Here is a 17,525-nt window from a genome sequence, read left to right as displayed (position 1 = left end):
GCTGATCTGATCTCCGGACAAATAAAAAGGCCCGCTCTCATAACAAGAGCGGGCCTTTTTGTTATATTAAATCCTACAGTCCTTAATCCATATTCACCTTCACACGTAATGCTCTCAAACCACTTACCCCTTGCAGGTCTTCGAGGTCCAGCATTTCCACTTCAGATGACAGTAATCCTTTATTCTGCAGGAAGGTGATATATTTCAGGTATTCTTCCATCTCTCTTGCGTAAGCATATACGATAGAGATAGTACCCGGTTGCGTCAGTCGTTTGCCTGTCTGACGGATATGCACTTTATCTATCCGTTTCTTCATGATCTCGTAACGGATGTTATAAGCACCTTCTACATCAAAGCGGCGTTCGTCCTGGCGGAAGCTGATATCGATCGGATTGCTGTGTACCAGTATCAGTTGTGTGGTCTGTAAAGGTACTTTCAGAGAATCTTTCAGCTTGTTTGTCATCTTCGCGATCTCTGCCATGGAACTCAGCTGCCACAGACGAAGATTACGCAGGTACAACAAATCGAATTTGCGGTTCTGTGCAATAGCCTGTCCTATGTAGATATTGTACTCAACCCCGTCGGTGCGGTACTTCTCAAAATAGCAGGGGAAGGAATGCTGAATGTTCTCTTTCTCTTTATCCAGGTATTTGTTGATCTCCTTATTGATCTTGGCGAGGCTTTCTTCATATTCCTGGCGGTGATGCAGGATGTGGCCTTCTGAAGTATCTACGAGAGAGAAGTAGCGTTCCAGTGCCGGTTGCAGGGACGGATGACTCTCATGCAGGTGACGGAACAATGGCCCGATCTCTTCATCGAGGTAGTTGTTCGTCTTCAGTTCATCTTCCGACAACATACCACTGGTAATACCTGTGATCAGCTCATCGTTCTTAAACTTCAGTTCTTCCAGCAGTGGCAGATAGATAGCGTTACCAATATAATCCAGCGTCTCTCTGATCAGCAATAACTGTTCACGCAGGTCTTCATGGATCGCATTGCTGCGTTCTGTGGAAGAGTTCCTGATATCGACAGCGCCGTATAACGGATAAACATCTTCAAAAGAAATGTTCCCGATGTCTTTACGGTCTTCTTTCGGCGTATGCAGATAATGCCATGCGGCATCCGTAAACTTCCATTCCACCGCAGGCTGGAGGGCAGTGAACTGCTCTTTTATCACCTGGATGATACGGTTATTCACTATATCGGCTCCCCTTGTCAGCAGCATCATCACCAGCGGATGGGCGGGATATGCCCGGCCTAAAGTTTCCGCAGTGATCCTGTTCACATGAGGAGAAGCTATTTCAACAATACCCAGCAGCTGATCTTCATACCACACAGGCGCCATCAGGTAACTCTTGATACCTTTCAGGGGCAGATAGCGCAGGAAGGGATAAGATAACAAGGTAGCATCTGTCACTTCAGGGATCAACAGGGGATCTCTCTGCTTCATCAGGTGATCCAGCAGTTGCTGAAATAATTGCTGCTGCTGTTTGCCATTATTGATAACGCCCAGCATAACGCCGCTTTCACAGAGCTCACACTCCAGCACGTACTGTCCGTTGATCTTCGGAATAGGCACAATATGCACGCTGGAATCTTCCTGCTGCATCAGTGACTCTACTTCCTCTTCCATCCGGCGGTAAGTTTGTTGCTCATTACCATCATGCATGTTCAGGATCAGGTTCTTCATGGTATTCTGTACCTCATCCTTTGTAACATCCTGTATGGTCCAGATCACAAATCCTTCCAGCGCGAAGTTGCGCAAGGGTAGTAATTCCTGTAATGTTTCCAGGGAAAAATGCTGCTGACAGATATTATCATATCTCAGATCAGGCAGCTCACCTTTTACTTTGACATCCACGAAGCGGGCGTCGATATGCAACTTCACATACTTCTTCAGGCCATTGCTTTCCGGCAATGTTACATGATGGATGATCTCGTTCTGATAGTCTACCGGGAAACCATATACTTTTTCGAGCAATAGTTTGTACAACCATTCAAGCTTGTCCCTTTTTACTTTCTCAACAGAGATCCCGTCCGGCACTGCCAGCAATTTATCGCCATTAGCGGCAAAAAGCTTTTTGAACAGATCGGAATAATAAAAAATGGCAAATTTGTGCGGAACACCTATGCCATAGATATCTTTATCCATGTCGACCGTGACAGGGAAAATAGTTGCAATGATCAGATCGAGATATTCCTGGTAGGCAGACAGATCGTCCGCACCGGCTATTGGCCCCAATAAGGCGGGGTTGCCTTCAAACTGTTTAACTATCTTGTTGTAGTATGCAGCACGCGCGTCCGATGTCTTAGCAGCCTTTTCTTTCAGAAACTTAACGTAAGGTCCAAATGAGATATGGCTGTCTATCAGTACTTCCTCTTCTTTAAACACCTCGGAGTTAGCAGATAAAACTTTCATAAACTATAATGTGTAAAAAATACTCATCGTATACTATATAGACGAATGGGATAATAAAATATTTTATGGCTTCCAGTATATACAGCGTGCAGGTAAAAGCAGGATCATCGAGAATTATCTGCAAAGTTATGTTAAAACTGGTTACAACACTTCAAAAAAAATGCAGATTTGCTTATACAAATCTGCATTAATATTTTAAGTATTAACTATTTAACTATTATAACTCGATCTGGTTACGCAGCAGATCTTCTATCGTATCACGCCTGCGGATCAGCTGTGCTTTGCCGTCTTTTACGAGTACTTCAGCAGGCTTCAGACGGGAGTTAAAATTGGACGCCATTTCGAAACCATAAGCGCCGGCGTTATAAAATACCAGGTAATCGCCTTCCTTCACTTCGTTCAGTTTACGGTCCCAACCGAAAGTATCTGTTTCACAGATATTTCCCACGATGGTATAGATACGCTCAGTTCCTTTCGGATTGGAGATATTGCGGATCAGGTGGAAAGCATCGTAGAACATAGGTCTGATCAGGTGATTGAAGCCAGAGTTCACACCGACGAAAACGGTAGCAGTGGTCTGTTTGATCACATTCGCCTTTACAACGAAATAACCGCACTGGCTTACCAGGAATTTACCCGGTTCAAACCATACCTGCAAAGGACGGCTATATGTTTTGCTGAATTTATTGAAGGCCTCTGACAATTTTCTGCCCAGGAGGTTGATATCTGTTTCAGGATCGCCCTGTTGGTACGCTACTTTAAAGCCGCTGCCGAGGTCAATGAACTCCAGGTCAGGGAAGTGTACTGCCTGTTCGAACATGATCTCTACGCCACGCAGGAACACGTCCACGTCTTTGATCTCAGAACCTGTATGCATATGCAGACCGGTCACTTTCAGTTTGGTGCTCTTCACGATACGCTCAATGTGGCGCAGCTGGTGAATAGAGATACCGAACTTACTGTCAACGTGACCTGTGGAGATCTTATAGTTTCCACCAGCCATGATGTGCGGGTTCAGGCGGATACAGATCGGGTAAGAATCGCCGAAGCGGTTTCCGAACTGTTCGAGGATGGAAATATTGTCGATGTTGATATTAACGCCCAGTTCCTTCGCGGCAATGATCTCTTCCAGGTCCACACAGTTGGGCGTGAAGATGATATTGTTCGGAGCAAAACCGGCTTTCAGCCCCAGATGTACTTCCTGGATGGATACGGTATCTAGCCCGCAGCCCAGGGAATTGATGTACTTGAGGATATTGATATTGGTAAGTGCTTTACAGGCGTAGAAAAAGCGTGCATCCGTCTTCTGGAAAGCCGTTTGCAGCTTTTCGTACTGGACCTTTATTTTTTCAGCATGATATACATACACCGGTGTTCCAAATTCTTCAGCCACCTTTACAAGGAAATCGGCTGGGAGAAGATCGCTTTGCTTAGACATTTATGGATAATGATTTACAAATTTTCACATGCAGGAGGTCTTTTCGGTAAAGGCCGCCTGAAAAGTCTGCGAATTTACTACTGAAACCGGAAATTTTACAGATCTTCTTCTCCCCCCATGAAATCGTCCAGTTCACGGCGTTCCTTTTTGGTAGGACGGCCGATCTTGCTGGGACGTTTGCCTGTCTGGAAGACAGAGGCCTGGCGTTGTTCGTGCTTATCCTCTTCGGGGGTGATATCGTTATAATATTTTATAGCTTCTGTGTACTGTACACGGTTAGCCAGCAGGGCTACTACCTGGATCACCCATTTACGGCCTTCGGTCCTGATCTCGTAGATGTCATTGACAGCTACGGGACGGGCGGGTTTGACGTTAGCGCCATTCATTTTCACCCTGCCTGAGTCACAGCCGTCAGTAGCCAGGGAGCGGGTCTTGAAGATCCTGATAGACCAGAGGTACTTGTCGATACGTACTTTTTCTACTTCTTTCATCTTGACTATATGTATAAGGCCGGCCCGTTAGTAACGAGCCGGCCTTCAAATTTATTAATAAATAGCGTTATCAGGCTATTTGCTCATTTCTGCGAAATACTTGTGGAAGTAAGGAATGGTCTCGATTCCTTTGTAGAAATTGGCCAGTCCGTACTTTTCATTAGGCGAGTGCAGGTTATCGCTATCCAGACCGAAGCCCATCAGGATGGTTTTGAGGCCCAGCTCTTTTTCAAACAGCGCTACGATAGGAATACTTCCACCGCCGCGTGTAGGGATAGGTCCTTTACCGAAGGTGGCCTTAACGGCTTCGCTGGCAGCTTTGAAAGCTACATGATCAGTTGGCGTTACATAAGGGCTGCCACCATGGTGGGTAGTTACCTTTACTTTCACGCTTTTTGGAGCGATCTTTTCAAAGTGAGCCTGGAACAGGGCAGAGATCTCTTTCCAGTCCTGGTTAGGCACCAGGCGCATGGAGATCTTGGCAAAAGCTTTAGACGGCAGTACCGTTTTAGAACCTTCACCTGTGTAACCACCCCAGATGCCGTTCACTTCCAGGGTAGGACGGATACCGGTACGCTCGATGGTGGTGAAGCCTTTCTCGCCCCACAGGTCATCTACACCCAGGTCTGCTTTATATTCTGCTTCGTCGAACGGAGCGGCGTTCAATGCAGCACGTTCTTCTTTTGTCAGTTCCTGAACTTTATCGTAGAAGCCAGGAATGGTTATATGATTATTTTCATCATGCATGGAAGCGATCATCTTACAGAGGATGGTAGCCGGGTTAGCTACAGCACCACCGTAAACGCCACTATGCAGATCGCGGTTAGGACCGGTCACTTCTACTTCCATATAGGAAAGGCCACGCAGACCGGTATCCAGTGAAGGATTTTCCAGGCTGATCATAGCAGTGTCGGAGATCAGTACTACATCTGCTTTCAGTCTTTCTTTATTCTCCTGGATAAAGATGCCGAGGTTAGCGGAGCCAACTTCTTCCTCCCCTTCTATCATGAATTTGATGTTGCAGGGCAGGGTATTGGTTTTGGACAGGGTTTCAAATGCCTTCACATGCATATAGAACTGTCCTTTATCGTCCGCGCTGCCGCGGGCATATATCTTTTCTTCTTTAATAACAGGCTCAAAAGGACCGCTATGCCAGAGTTCCAGCGGGTCGGCAGGTTGTACGTCATAGTGACCATATACCAGCACGGTAGGCAGTTTAGGATCTATGATCTTTTCTCCATATACGATAGGGTGGCCGGCAGTAGGACAAACTTCCACTTTCTCAGCGCCGGCTTCTTCCAGGCGCAGCTTTACAGCTTCGGCACATGCCTTTACATCCTTGCTGAAGCTTGAGTCAGCGCTAACTGAAGGGATACGCAGCAATTCCAGCAGTTCTTCGAGGAAACGATCTTTATGTTGTAACTGATAATCTTTCCAAACTTGCATGTTTCAGTGTATTAGACTTTTTAGAAAGGTGCAATTTAAGGGAAAGTCAGAAATAATGATTTGTCTGTTTCAGCTGATCGGTCTTAAAACGGTCTATGGACAGGATGGGAAAGCCGGGTTTTACCCACCGATGCGTCGGGGATGCGTCGTATATGAAGCATGTATGCGTCGTGTATAAAGCGTAGTGAATTGGGGGACCAAACAAACGGTATACCGGCAGTATTCGTGAACGTTGGGGGAGCAACGCAGAGAATCAGTTTGAAATCATTTTGTTTACATTAACATGGCATTAACAATATTGTAGATCTTTTGATCGAAATTGATCATCCAAACCGGTATACACTACACCAATCCCGAAATAGTATGCAAACCAGCGAGGACATCACAATGTTATCTGCCTTGCAGAAGGATAACAGACTTGAGGCTTATCAATACTTCTTCATGAAATACTACAAGCCCCTTTGCTTCAAAGCCTGCCAGATGCTGGGGAACCAGGATCGTGCGCTGGAGGTAGTGCAGCAATTGTTTATAGAAGTATGGAGAGAGCGGACCTACAGGAACATTTCGCACTCTCCCGGGGGGTTCTTTTATCAACTTTTATATGAGCGATGTTTGCACCTGCAGCAGATCAGCACCTGCCCGCCGTGTCAGACAGGCGCTCTTGTACCGCAACAGGCATTGTCGCCGCAACTGGCAGTATTATTAGATTCGTGACCCGATCATAACATACACAACATACACATCACCCTCAATAATCTTCTCAGCACAAGATGAAATACGACCAAGAGTATATATACACATTACTCCTGCGTAAGCAACTGGGCGAATTAAGTGAAGTGGAAGATAAGTTGCTGCAAAAGGTCATGCATACCGATGAACAGGTTCGTAAATGTTTCTATGAACAGGAAGAAGCGAAATTATATACCGATAATGCTTTCCTTGACGATCTGCGGGTAGAACATGACTGGTGCAAAGTAGCAGCTATCCTTGCCCCCAAACCCTTACATACCAGGATCCTCCAGTTTGTGATACAGCGTAATGCTGCAGCAGCAGTTTTTGCTACCGCTATTACACTGGCAGCCGGCTGGATACTTTATGAAAATGGCTATTTCAAAGCACCTGCACCAGGCAAGGGCCGTACGCCAATGGCACGTCAACAGGCTACACGGCCGGTGAAAAAAACACCTGTTTTCACGCCGGCGTTACCTATAGACACGACAACCCACACGGCTCCCGACCCACGACTGATAGCGGACAACACCCATCTTCCGAATGATACGGCCATGCAGAAAGAGGGCGTACTTGTAACCGGAAAGCGGATCACGCACGACAGCATCTATCAAAGCAATACTATCGAGTGGAATACACTGACAGTACCGCCCAGAACAGATTACAGGATTGAACTGTCCGACGGGACGGAAGTGCATCTGAATGCAAGTTCCACCCTGCGGTTCCCGTTCATATTCCCTGGCAGAACCAGGGAGGTTTACCTGGAAGGAGAAGCTTTCTTCACGGTGGCGCATAACCCGAAACAACCCTTTATCGTGCATACGGGCACGACTTCCGTGATTGCTTTAGGCACGGCCTTCAACATCAATTCCTATGATAATAATGTTATCACAACTTCCCTTGTTACAGGCAGTGTAGTTACAGATGTAGGTGATAGTCTTGATGTGACCCTGAAACCGGGTTACGAGGCTATTTACAAGCCGGGCGAACGTTTCAAAGTAAAACGTTTTGACGAGAACGTTACCCTGGGCTGGAGAGATGGGATCTTCCGGTTTCATGATAAACCGCTGGAAGATATAATCCCGGTAATGAATCGCTGGTTTGGGCTGAAGGTATCGTTCGCATCAGCCAGTATGGCTGCCATACTCATTTCCGGCGATCTTGATAAGGATAAACCCGTTACTGAATTTCTGAACGAGCTATGCTGGGAAAATGGTCTTGACTTCAAGATCTATGACGGCACCATTCACTTTACCGTACATAAAAAATAGTCAGTAATAATCAGGAGATCAGTTTCTGCCGTAGCAGGAATTCCAGCTTCTCATTCACATCCAGCAATTTGGCTGTTAATTCTTTATTCTCCTTCCGGAGAGAATATACCTCATATGCCTTGTCTATGTTCTGCTTTAGCTCATCATCGTTCCAGGGTTTTGAAAAATACTTGTACACCTGTCCCTTATTAATGGCGTCTATTACAGCATTGATATCAGCATAACCGGTTAACAGCATCCGGATCGGTTCCGGATATTTATCAAGGATGGATTCAAAGAATTCAATTCCTGTCATTTTGGGCATCCTCTGATCAGAGATGATGATGTTCACTTCCTGTTTTGCCAGCACCTCTTCCGCCTCCTCTGCCGAAGTAGCCGTATATACTGTATAAAGTCTACGGAAAGATGCCTTAAAAGCATTTAAGTTGTGTATCTCGTCATCAACATACAGGATATGGATGTGTTGTGCACTCATTGACGCTGCCTTAGATTCAAATTATTATAAAAAAAGCGTTACAAACGAATGAAAGAAGGATAGACACTGAAAAACAAGCGCTTATTCATGGATAACTTCTTTAGATACAAGCTGTTCCGTACCTCGCCACCGTGAAATATTAGTAAAATTATAGAGAAACGTACATACCGGGGCCGTTTTTTTTGACAATGATGATATCTTTTCTGTGAAAGTAAAATAACGCCGTTTTATCGTTTACGCAACCCTTCCTTGCAGATTAAAAAAAAGCCACTATGTTTGCTATTGCTATCCAGTTTATTTCAGGGAGGTTTGATGACCGGATGCCCCCAAAACTGCATTCTAAGTTACGATAAACCAAAGTGATAATAGTACTGTTGTATTTCCAAACTGCAAACCATAGATTAAACTTAAATCCTTATTAAAATGAAAAAAAACACACTTGTTCTGATTATTATTATAGCCGTAGTCGTAATACTTGGCGGTTGTGGTGTTCAGAAATATAACAAGATGGTTGGACTGGATGAAGCTGTTAAAAACTCCTGGGGTACCGTACAGAGCCAGTACCAGCGCAGAACTGACCTGATCCCGAATCTTGTTGCAACTGTAAAAGGTGCTGCTAACTTCGAGCAGGAAACACTGACCAAAGTAGTAGAAGCACGTGCGAAAGCAACTTCTATCAACGTAAACCCTGACGATCTTACTCCTGAAAAAATGCAGCAGTTCCAGCAGGCGCAAGGCCAGCTGAGCCAAGCATTGGGCAGATTGCTGATGGTTACTGAAAACTATCCTACACTGCAGGCTAACCAGAACTTCCGTGACCTGCAGGCGCAGATAGAAGGCACTGAAAATCGTATCAGCGTTGCCCGTAAAGATTTCAATGACGTTGCCAGAACATATAACAGTGCAATCCGCACCTTCCCTAACAACATCGTGGCAGGCTTCGGCGGCTTCCAGCAAAGACCTTATTTCGAAGCACAGGCGGGCGCTGAGAATGCTCCTAAAGTGCAATTCTAAAAGCAACCCTGTATGAGCATATTCCCATTCAAAAAAAAGGAGCTCTTCACAGAAGCTGAAAAGCAACAACTGGTACAGGCTATACGTGATTCGGAGAGGCTCACGAGCGGAGAGATCAGGCTGTATGTGGAAAGCCATTGCGCGTATGTCAACCCTATGGACCGTGCACAGGAAATATTCCTGCAGCTGGGTATGGACAAGACTAAACGCAGTAACGGTGTTATCCTGTACATCGCGCTGAAAGACCGCCAGTTTGCAATACTGGGAGACAGAGGCATTCATGAAAAAGTAGGCGCCGGGTTCTGGGTAAAAGAAGGAGAACTGCTGGTCAGCTATTTTTCTAAGAATGACTATGTTGGCGGCATTGATGCCTGCATCAGGGAAATAGGAGAATCGCTTTGCGCACATTTTCCTTTTGAAGGGGACGACGAAAATGAATTACCCGACGATATAGTGTTCGGTAGATAGGCAGCGGTGATGATCCCTCCGCAGCGTAAAATTATATATGATGAGGAAAATATGCTGGTTATGGCTGGTTATACTGTTATTCACCGGATGGAAAGCACAGGCGCAGGATATTCCTCCGCGCCCTAATCCTCCCCGGCTGGTAAACGACCTGGCAGGCGTATTGTTAGGTAACGAAGCCGATATGCTGGAGCACAAGCTCCGCGCCTATAACGATAGTACCTCCACGCAGATCGCGGTCGTAACGCTGAACACTGTCGGCGACTATGAAAGCAGTGATGTGGCCCTCAAGATCCTTCGCGACTGGGGCATCGGTACTAAAGACAAGAACAACGGTATCCTGATACTGGCTGTTATACAGGATAGAAAGGTGCGTATTGAGGTAGGTTATGGTCTGGAAGGAGTAGTGCCCGACGCTATTGCTAACCGTATCATAGATGAAAACCTCAAGCCTAATTTCCGTCAGCAGCACTATTACCAGGGTTTAGACGAGGCGACTGACAAGATCATTGCCGCTGCGGCAGGAGAATATAAGGCAACTCCAGGCCGTGGAAGCAAAGGAAAAGGAAGTAATGCCCTGTTCATGGCAATATTCGTCATTATCATCATTATACTCATCATGAGAAACCGGGGTGGCGGTGGTGGCACCACCATCAGCAGAAGAGGCTCCGGTGGCTGGATAGGCCCTGTAGGTGGTCTTGGCGGTCTCGGTGGCTTTGGCGGCTTCGGTGGAGGTTCCTCCGGCGGAGGCTGGGGCGGTGGTGACAGTGGTGGTTTCGGCGGATTTGGTGGCGGCTCCGGAGGTGGAGGCGGCGCCAGCGGAAACTGGTAACACACAAAATACCGTATAAAAAAAGCAGGCTGTTCTTCTTTGAGCAGCCTGCTTTTTTATGCTTCCGTTAGCGGGAACCAGACACATACCCTTGTCCCCGCAGGTTGCCCGGTCTCATCGTAAAGGTCTTCAATATCAAACGTCGCGTCCAGGTTAAAGCGCCTGTTATATAGTGCCAGCCTGTCCCTCGTGATCTGTAGTCCGCGGGAATGATGTTCGTTTCCCGGCTGACGCTGTGCTGCGGCTTTCTCCCTTCCAATACCATTATCTTCGATCACACACAGCAGGCTGCCCTTCCTTTGATGGAAAGTGATAGATAGCCGCCCGTCTTCTTTTTTATGCAATAACCCATGCCAGATAGCATTCTCCACAAATGGCTGCAGGATCATGGTCGGAATATCTGTGAAGTCGGCGTCGAGCGTATCGTCTACCGTGATATCGTAAGTGAACTGGTCTCCGAAGCGCAGCTTTTCCAACTCCAGATAGTTCTCCAGCATTTTAAGCTCTTTTGAGATAGGGATACTGTTCAACTGTGAATTGTCCAATACATTCCTGATCAGCCTCGCAAAACGGCTCAGATAGGACAATGCCTGCTCTGTTTCCCGTTTCATCATGAACGTCTGGATAGAATTCAGCGCATTGAAAATAAAATGGGGATTCATCTGTGCACGGAGCGCTTTCATCTCCAGCTGGGCAATCTGTTGCTGTATCACTGCCCGGCGGCGGGCTTCCTTCTTAACAGCATTCACCCGCAACTTGAAATAGATATAGATCAGTACAATAACCAGCAGTGCACATAAGATGCGGAACCAGGCTGTTTGCCAAAATGCTGGCAATATATTGATCGTCAGCGTAGTCACCCCTGATGAAAATGTTCCGGCGGCATTCACGCTGCGTACTTTAAACCGATAGCTACCGGGCGCCAGATTAGTATACCTTGCTATCAGCAGGCCTTCTGCCTTTACCCATTCTTCATCTACACCTTCCATCTGATACAGGTATCCCACCGACTCATGATGATACTGCAGACTTTTGAACTCTATGCTGATAAAGTTCTGCCGGTGTGATAGTGTAACAGGCGTATAGCGCCCATGCTCCGCGCCTATGTTCACCACACTGTCCATTGTCCTGAAACTCAGAATGGTCACATCGGGTGGTGGCGGCGCCACCTGGAGCGTTGCAGGATCGAAGATCACAAAATGATCTGAAGCTCCTACCATCAAACGGCCATCCCTCAATTGGCTTACGGAACGGCGTACCTTCCGGTTATTATCGATAATGTCTCCGGTCTGAACAAATGTTTCAAGTGTTCCCTGTGGCTTATTAAACCTGTAAAAACCATACTGGGTAGTGAACCAGACGCCTGTAGATCCGATCACCTGCAGGTTCAGTACCCATTCATCGAACAGCGCACCATTGATCATTAATGGGCGCCCTGTTCCCTGACTGGTGTTGTAGATCCAGAGACCATGGTCAGTTCCTGCTATCAGTGTACTATCGTCCAGGAATTCAATACAGGTAATGTTACTGACTGATAGCTTATCCTGCAGAAAGATCCTGGAACTGCTTACTTTGCCTGTTTTTATATTGAACCGGATCAGTCCTGCGTCACTCGAAGCCATCCACAGCAGTGAATCATGCTGACGGGCCACATCCATGATAGTTATTGGCCGCTTTACATATTCCAGTAATCCGGGGTAACGCACAAATTCGTTGGTACGTGTGTCCCACCTTACCAGCCCTCTTTTGTACAATCCTATCCATACAGCAGTATCCTTTTCCGGCAGCATGGTCATTAAGGTCTGATCTCCAAATGCAGGAGAATGATAGTGGTTCACGAACCTGCCTTTTTCAGGATCGAATACCGACAACCTTCCATTTTCCTGTCCTACCAATACCTTGCCGTCGGGCATCTGGGCAAAACTCCAAACCAGGCTACGCTCCTCCGGCAGCTGGTAAGCGGGGCTTTTGGCATCATGCAGGAAGTGAGCTTTCAACTGCAGCGAAGGATCGAACCAACTGAAGCCTTTTCCCCAGTAACCGGCATAGATATTCCCCCCGCTATCCTGGAACAGACCTGTCACTTCCGCTCTGGGCAACCGATCTTCGGTGCCCTTGAAAACTGTACGATGGTCCATGATCCGGAAAGAATTGTCCGGCATGTTGAGGATGTTAACTCCGAGGTCCGTTCCCACCCAAAGGCGTCCATTACGGTCATTGAGGAAACAATTGACCTCGAAATCATAATGCAGGCTTTGATCATCTCCGTTATTCGCCCGGATGTTCGTATCAAATTTACCAGTGCGTTCATTAAACCGATAGATACCTCCGTTTTCGGTAGCTACCCATATATTCATTTCCCTGTCGGCAATAATATCGGTCACCATATTTCCATCGCCGGAAGGCAATGCAAAAGAGAAGGCTTTCAGCTGACGTGTTTCCGGCTGATACTGGTAGAGCGTATCTCCTCCCCTGGCGGCCACCCACATACGTTGCAGGCGGTCTATATAAAACTTCCTGACACTGCTCCTGATTGAGAGCAGAGGATGATTGCCCGGATTATCCTGCCAGTAATAGATGTGCTTGCGGGAGGGCTCGAGCATGTAGATACCATTACGCCCGCTGATCCACAGGTTTCCCTTCGCATCTTCTATAATAGTGCTGTACAGGTCTCCCCGTATGGCTTCGGGAATATTGGGCGGTTTAATAAAAATGCGGTTCTCCTCATCGTATTTCAGCAGCCCTTCCTGCGTAGTGGCCCATATCACACCGGCATGGTCCTGGATGATACGGCTGCAATTGAGGTTTCCATGAATAGAAGGCAGAATATCGATCTTCAATACAGCAACTCCTGATGTTGCCGGATCGTAATACCTGATATTATCCGGAGCGCCCATCCAGATGCGTCCTTTATTGTCTTCACAAAGGCAGATATCATCGTAATAAATAGATCCCGGCACCTTATCAAAACTGGCAATAGTTACCAGGTTGATACCATCATAACGTTGCAGGGCGGTACTGGCTATCCATATAAAGCCCTTACTATCCTGCAATATGGCAGAGACATGATTACTCGCCAGACCATCTTTACGGTCCAGGTGCGAGAAAGTATAAGCGGTGCCCTGTGCCTGCACAGGTGAACAATACCATGCCATCAGCCAAAACAGCAGGGCTGAGACAGATAAACGTTTCGACAAATGCAGTTTCATTAAGTGGTGAAAGCGTTAAATTGTTTTATACCTTTTGCTGACACCGACAGCAGCCTGGTATTTCCCTTCGTCAAAAGCATTCTCACTTTTAGCCATCACGATCGTAGCCACGCCATTTCCGATAAGATTAGTAATAGCACGGGCCTCAGACATAAAACGGTCTACGCCGATCAGGATGCCCAGCCCCTCCACGGGAATTACCTTAATAGCAGTAAGTGTTGATGCCAGTACAATAAATCCGCTACCCGTAATACCGGCAGCTCCTTTTGAGGTTATCATCAATATACCGATGATGGTCAGCTCCTGCCAGATGTCCAAATTTACACCATAGACTTGAGCCAGAAATATTACGGCCATAGAAAGATAGATACTGGTGCCATCCAGGTTGAAAGAATAACCGGCAGGTACTACCAGTCCTACTACTTCCCTGGCGCATCCCAGTTCTTCCAGCCGTGCCATCAGGCCAGGCAGTGCTGATTCGGAGGAAGAGGTGCCCAGTACGATCAATATCTCATTGCGGATAAATTTAAGATAATGCCACAGACTAAAATTATAAATGCGGGCGATCCCGGCCAGCACAACTCCAATGAACAATAACATGGTGAGGTATACGCAGCCCATTAATTTCAGCATAGGGTATAAAGACTCCAGTCCGAAGCTGCCGACAGTATAGGCCATTCCACCGAATGCGCCCAATGGGGCCAGTCGCATGATAAACTTCAGGATGTTGAAAAACACTTCTGACAATTTCTCAAAAGTGATCAGCAGTGAGGCGCCCGCGCTTTTCATTTTGGTAAGGCCGTAACCAAACAGTATGGCGAAGATCAGTACCTGCAGAATGTCACCTTTGGCAAATGAATCGATCACATTGGAGGGAACGATATGCATAAGGAACTCAGACCATTTAAATTCGGCAGCCTGTTCCTGGTACTTCGCTACCGCAGCGGTATTGATATTCTGAAAAGCTCTTCCCACACCTGGCTGTAACACGTTGGCCACGAATAGCCCTATAACGATGGCAAGTGTAGTAACGATCTCAAAGTACAGGATGGCCTTCCCTCCTACCCGTCCTACCTTTTTCATATCTCCCATACGGGCGATACCCAGTACGATGGTAAGGAAGATGATAGGGGCTATCAACATTTTGATGAGGTTAATGAACATTTCGCTCATTAATTTACCTGTGGAGGCTACAGAAGGGAATAGGGCTCCGGCGAGTATGCCAAGGATAATGGCAACGATAACCTGGAAGTATAGATGCCTGAAAAGTTTACTCATATGGTCAAGATACAAAAAAACGCTTAACGCTGAGTGCTATTTGCACACAACGCCAAGCGTTCTTTAATATGTTATGCAGTGATTATCCTTTTATAGCGGAAATACCTGGAAGGTCTTTACCTTCAAAGAATTCCAGCATAGCACCACCACCGGTAGATACATAACTTACTTTTTCAGCCAGGCCAAACTGGTTCACAGCAGCTACAGAGTCGCCACCGCCTACCAGGGAGAATGCACCTTGTGCTGTTGCAGCCACGATAGCATCAGCTACTGATTTGGTACCGTTCTGGAAAGCCTTCATTTCAAAAACACCCATCGGACCATTCCACAGGATAGTTTTTGACTGCTGGATCGTTTCGCTGAACAGGGCTACTGATTTTTCTCCGATGTCCAGTCCCATCCATCCTGCAGGGATGTTGTCATTGCTAACGATCTGGGTATTTGCATCGGCTGCAAATTTATCAGCAGCAACTGAATCCACGGGCAGGATCAGCTGTACGCCTTTTGCTTTTGCTTTTGCCAGCAGTTCCAGCGCCAGGTCCAGTTTATCGTTCTCGCAGAGGGAGTTACCGATCTCTTTACCCTGTGCCTTCAGGAAGGTATATGCCATACCACCACCAACGATGATGTTGTTAGCTTTTTCCATCAGGTTTTCAATGATCAGGATCTTATCGCTCACTTTAGCACCACCGAGGATAGCGGTGAAAGGTTTCTCAGAACCGTTCAGTACTTTTTCAGCGTTACCTACTTCAGCTTCCATGAGCAAACCGAACATGCGTTTGTCGGCAGCATAGAACTGAGCAATAACAGCTGTAGAAGCATGCGCACGGTGAGCGGTACCGAAGGCATCGTTCACATATACATCCCCCAGCTTAGACAGCTTCTCGGCGAAGGCTTTATCTCCTTTTTCTTCTTCTTTATAGAAACGCAGGTTTTCCAGCAGGAGTACTTCTCCGGCCTGCAGGTTAGCTGCTGCTGCTTCTGCTACCGGACCGATACAGTCTTCAGCGAATTTCACGGTAACACCGTCCAGCAGTTTCACCAGGTGGTAAACCAGGTGTTTCAGGGAATACTTCTCGGTAGGACCATCTTTCGGACGCCCCAGGTGAGACATCAGTATCACGCTGCCGCCATCTTTCAGGATCTTCTTGATAGTAGGCACGGCAGCCGTCATACGGGTATCGTCAGTGATCTCATATTTATCGTTCAGAGGCACGTTAAAATCTACGCGCACAACAGCTTTATGGCCGTTAAAATTGAAGTCGGAAAATTGACTCATTTTGTAATATTTTAAAAGATGGGAGAAGTGATCTGAGAATAAAATATAAATGGTGAACAGTGAATGGTGCGTGTTATCACCATTTACCATTCACCACTTACAGTATAGCAATAAGCTTATTTGCTGATCAGACCGGCGAAGTACTTCACAGTACGTACCAGCTGAGATACATAGCTCATTTCGTTATCGTACCAGGATACGGTTTTAACCAGTTGTTTGTCGCCCACAGCAACGATCTTGGTCTGTGTAGCATCAAACAGGGAACCGTAGGAGATACCGATAATATCGCTGCTTACGATTTCATCTTCAGTATAACCGAAAGATTCGCTGGAAGCGGCTTTCATTGCAGCGTTGATTTCTTCAACACTTGTTTTCTTATTCAGAACGGTAACCAGTTCAGTCAAAGAACCTGTGATAGTTGGAACACGCTGTGCGGAACCATCCAGTTTACCTTTCAGGGCAGGCAGTACCAGACCGATCGCTTTAGCAGCACCAGTGCTGTTAGGAACGATGTTAGCGGCAGCTGCACGAGCACGGCGCAGGTCACCTTTCGGGTGAGGAGCATCCAGGGTATTCTGGTCGTTGGTGTAAGCGTGGATAGTGGTCATAGTACCCAGTTCGATACCGAATTTATCGTTCAGTACTTTAGCCATTGGCGCCAGACAGTTTGTAGTACATGAAGCGCAGGAAATGATAGTTTCGCTACCATCCAGGATATCATGGTTTACGTTGAAAACTACTGTTTTCAGATCGCCGGTAGCAGGAGCAGAGATAACTACTCTTTTAGCACCTGCGGTCAGGTGAGCGGCTGCTTTATCTTTGTCTGCAAAGAAACCTGTAGATTCAATCACCACATCAATACCATGCTCTTTCCAGGGAATTTGTGAAGGATCTCTCTGTGCGTATATTTTTACTTCATTACCGTCAACGGTGATGGCGTTATCAGAATGTTTAACTTCTGAATCGAAACGACCTTGTGCAGAATCGTACTTCAACAGGTGAGCTAATACAGCGGGACTTGTAAGGTCATTAATAGCTACCACGTCTATACCTGGCATCTTGTAGATCTGACGGTATACTAAGCGGCCAATACGACCAAAACCATTAATACCGATTTTAAGAGTAGTTCCCATTTTACACTGAGTTTGTTGAGATTGAAAAAAATTGAGTAGCGAATTT

At 46.6% G+C, this 17,525-nt stretch carries 14 protein-coding genes; 5 read left to right on the top strand and 9 right to left on the bottom strand.

Going from position 1 to position 17,525, the window contains the following annotated elements; all coding sequences use genetic code 11:
• Nucleotides 1-82: 82 nt before the first annotated feature.
• The 4 genes from C7475_RS32295 to C7475_RS32280 all read right to left on the bottom strand — a co-directional run bounded on the left by C7475_RS32295 (nt 83) and on the right by C7475_RS32280 (nt 5,794).
• Nucleotides 83-2,419, bottom strand: a complete 2,337-nt coding sequence (locus C7475_RS32295) for a hypothetical protein (RefSeq protein WP_110057571.1) — start codon at nt 2,417-2,419, stop codon at nt 83-85.
• A 217-nt stretch (nt 2,420-2,636) separates the two neighbouring features.
• On the bottom strand, nt 2,637-3,857 hold the full coding sequence (gene lysA / locus C7475_RS32290; RefSeq protein WP_110057570.1) for a diaminopimelate decarboxylase: 1,221 nt from the start codon (nt 3,855-3,857) through the stop codon (nt 2,637-2,639).
• Nucleotides 3,858-3,952: 95 nt separating this feature from the next.
• The gene (locus tag C7475_RS32285) at nt 3,953-4,348 is read right to left on the bottom strand and encodes an RNA-binding S4 domain-containing protein (RefSeq protein WP_110057569.1); all 396 of its coding nucleotides are present in this window, start codon (nt 4,346-4,348) and stop codon (nt 3,953-3,955) included.
• A gap of 75 nt (nt 4,349-4,423) precedes the next feature.
• Nucleotides 4,424-5,794, bottom strand: a complete 1,371-nt coding sequence (locus C7475_RS32280; protein WP_110057568.1) for a dipeptidase — start codon at nt 5,792-5,794, stop codon at nt 4,424-4,426.
• Nucleotides 5,795-6,157: 363 nt separating this feature from the next.
• Between C7475_RS32280 and C7475_RS32275 the strand changes: the two genes are divergently transcribed.
• Nucleotides 6,158-6,508, top strand: coding sequence for a hypothetical protein (locus C7475_RS32275; protein ID WP_110057567.1), 351 nt, complete (start codon nt 6,158-6,160; stop codon nt 6,506-6,508).
• 56 nt (nt 6,509-6,564) lie between these two features.
• On the top strand, nt 6,565-7,794 hold the full coding sequence (locus C7475_RS32270) for a FecR family protein (protein ID WP_110057566.1): 1,230 nt from the start codon (nt 6,565-6,567) through the stop codon (nt 7,792-7,794).
• A 10-nt stretch (nt 7,795-7,804) separates the two neighbouring features.
• Here the strand turns inward: C7475_RS32270 and C7475_RS32265 are convergent, their stop codons facing one another.
• Nucleotides 7,805-8,269: a response regulator gene (locus C7475_RS32265; protein ID WP_110057565.1), complete on the bottom strand. Its 465-nt coding sequence runs from the start codon at nt 8,267-8,269 to the stop codon at nt 7,805-7,807.
• A 423-nt stretch (nt 8,270-8,692) separates the two neighbouring features.
• Between C7475_RS32265 and C7475_RS32260 the strand changes: the two genes are divergently transcribed.
• From C7475_RS32260 to C7475_RS32250, 3 genes are read left to right on the top strand one after another with little or no spacing between them, the layout of a single operon-like run.
• A complete protein-coding gene (locus C7475_RS32260; RefSeq protein WP_110057564.1) occupies nt 8,693-9,283 on the top strand; it encodes a LemA family protein in 591 nt (196 codons plus the stop codon).
• 12 nt (nt 9,284-9,295) lie between these two features.
• Entirely contained in the window at nt 9,296-9,751 is a 456-nt protein-coding gene (locus C7475_RS32255; protein ID WP_110057563.1) for a TPM domain-containing protein, read from the top strand.
• A 40-nt stretch (nt 9,752-9,791) separates the two neighbouring features.
• On the top strand, nt 9,792-10,580 hold the full coding sequence (locus C7475_RS32250; protein WP_233260041.1) for a YgcG family protein: 789 nt from the start codon (nt 9,792-9,794) through the stop codon (nt 10,578-10,580).
• Nucleotides 10,581-10,636: 56 nt separating this feature from the next.
• On the opposite strand, the gene C7475_RS32245 is transcribed toward C7475_RS32250, so the two are convergent.
• The 4 genes from C7475_RS32245 to gap form a co-directional block, all read right to left on the bottom strand.
• On the bottom strand, nt 10,637-13,789 hold the full coding sequence (locus tag C7475_RS32245; RefSeq protein WP_110057561.1) for a histidine kinase: 3,153 nt from the start codon (nt 13,787-13,789) through the stop codon (nt 10,637-10,639).
• Between the two features lie 15 nt (nt 13,790-13,804).
• A complete protein-coding gene (gene dctA / locus C7475_RS32240; RefSeq protein WP_110057560.1) occupies nt 13,805-15,067 on the bottom strand; it encodes a C4-dicarboxylate transporter DctA in 1,263 nt (420 codons plus the stop codon).
• Nucleotides 15,068-15,149: 82 nt separating this feature from the next.
• The gene (gene pgk / locus C7475_RS32235; protein ID WP_110057586.1) at nt 15,150-16,346 is read right to left on the bottom strand and encodes a phosphoglycerate kinase; all 1,197 of its coding nucleotides are present in this window, start codon (nt 16,344-16,346) and stop codon (nt 15,150-15,152) included.
• Nucleotides 16,347-16,462: 116 nt separating this feature from the next.
• Complete coding sequence (gene gap / locus C7475_RS32230) at nt 16,463-17,479, bottom strand: type I glyceraldehyde-3-phosphate dehydrogenase (RefSeq protein WP_110057559.1); 1,017 nt, start codon at nt 17,477-17,479, stop codon at nt 16,463-16,465.
• Nucleotides 17,480-17,525 lie beyond the last annotated feature (46 nt).

It is taken from the genome of Chitinophaga sp. S165 (genome assembly GCF_003182155.1).
Lineage (GTDB): Bacteria > Bacteroidota > Bacteroidia > Chitinophagales > Chitinophagaceae > Chitinophaga.
This window is presented reverse-complemented; position numbering and strand designations above follow the sequence as displayed.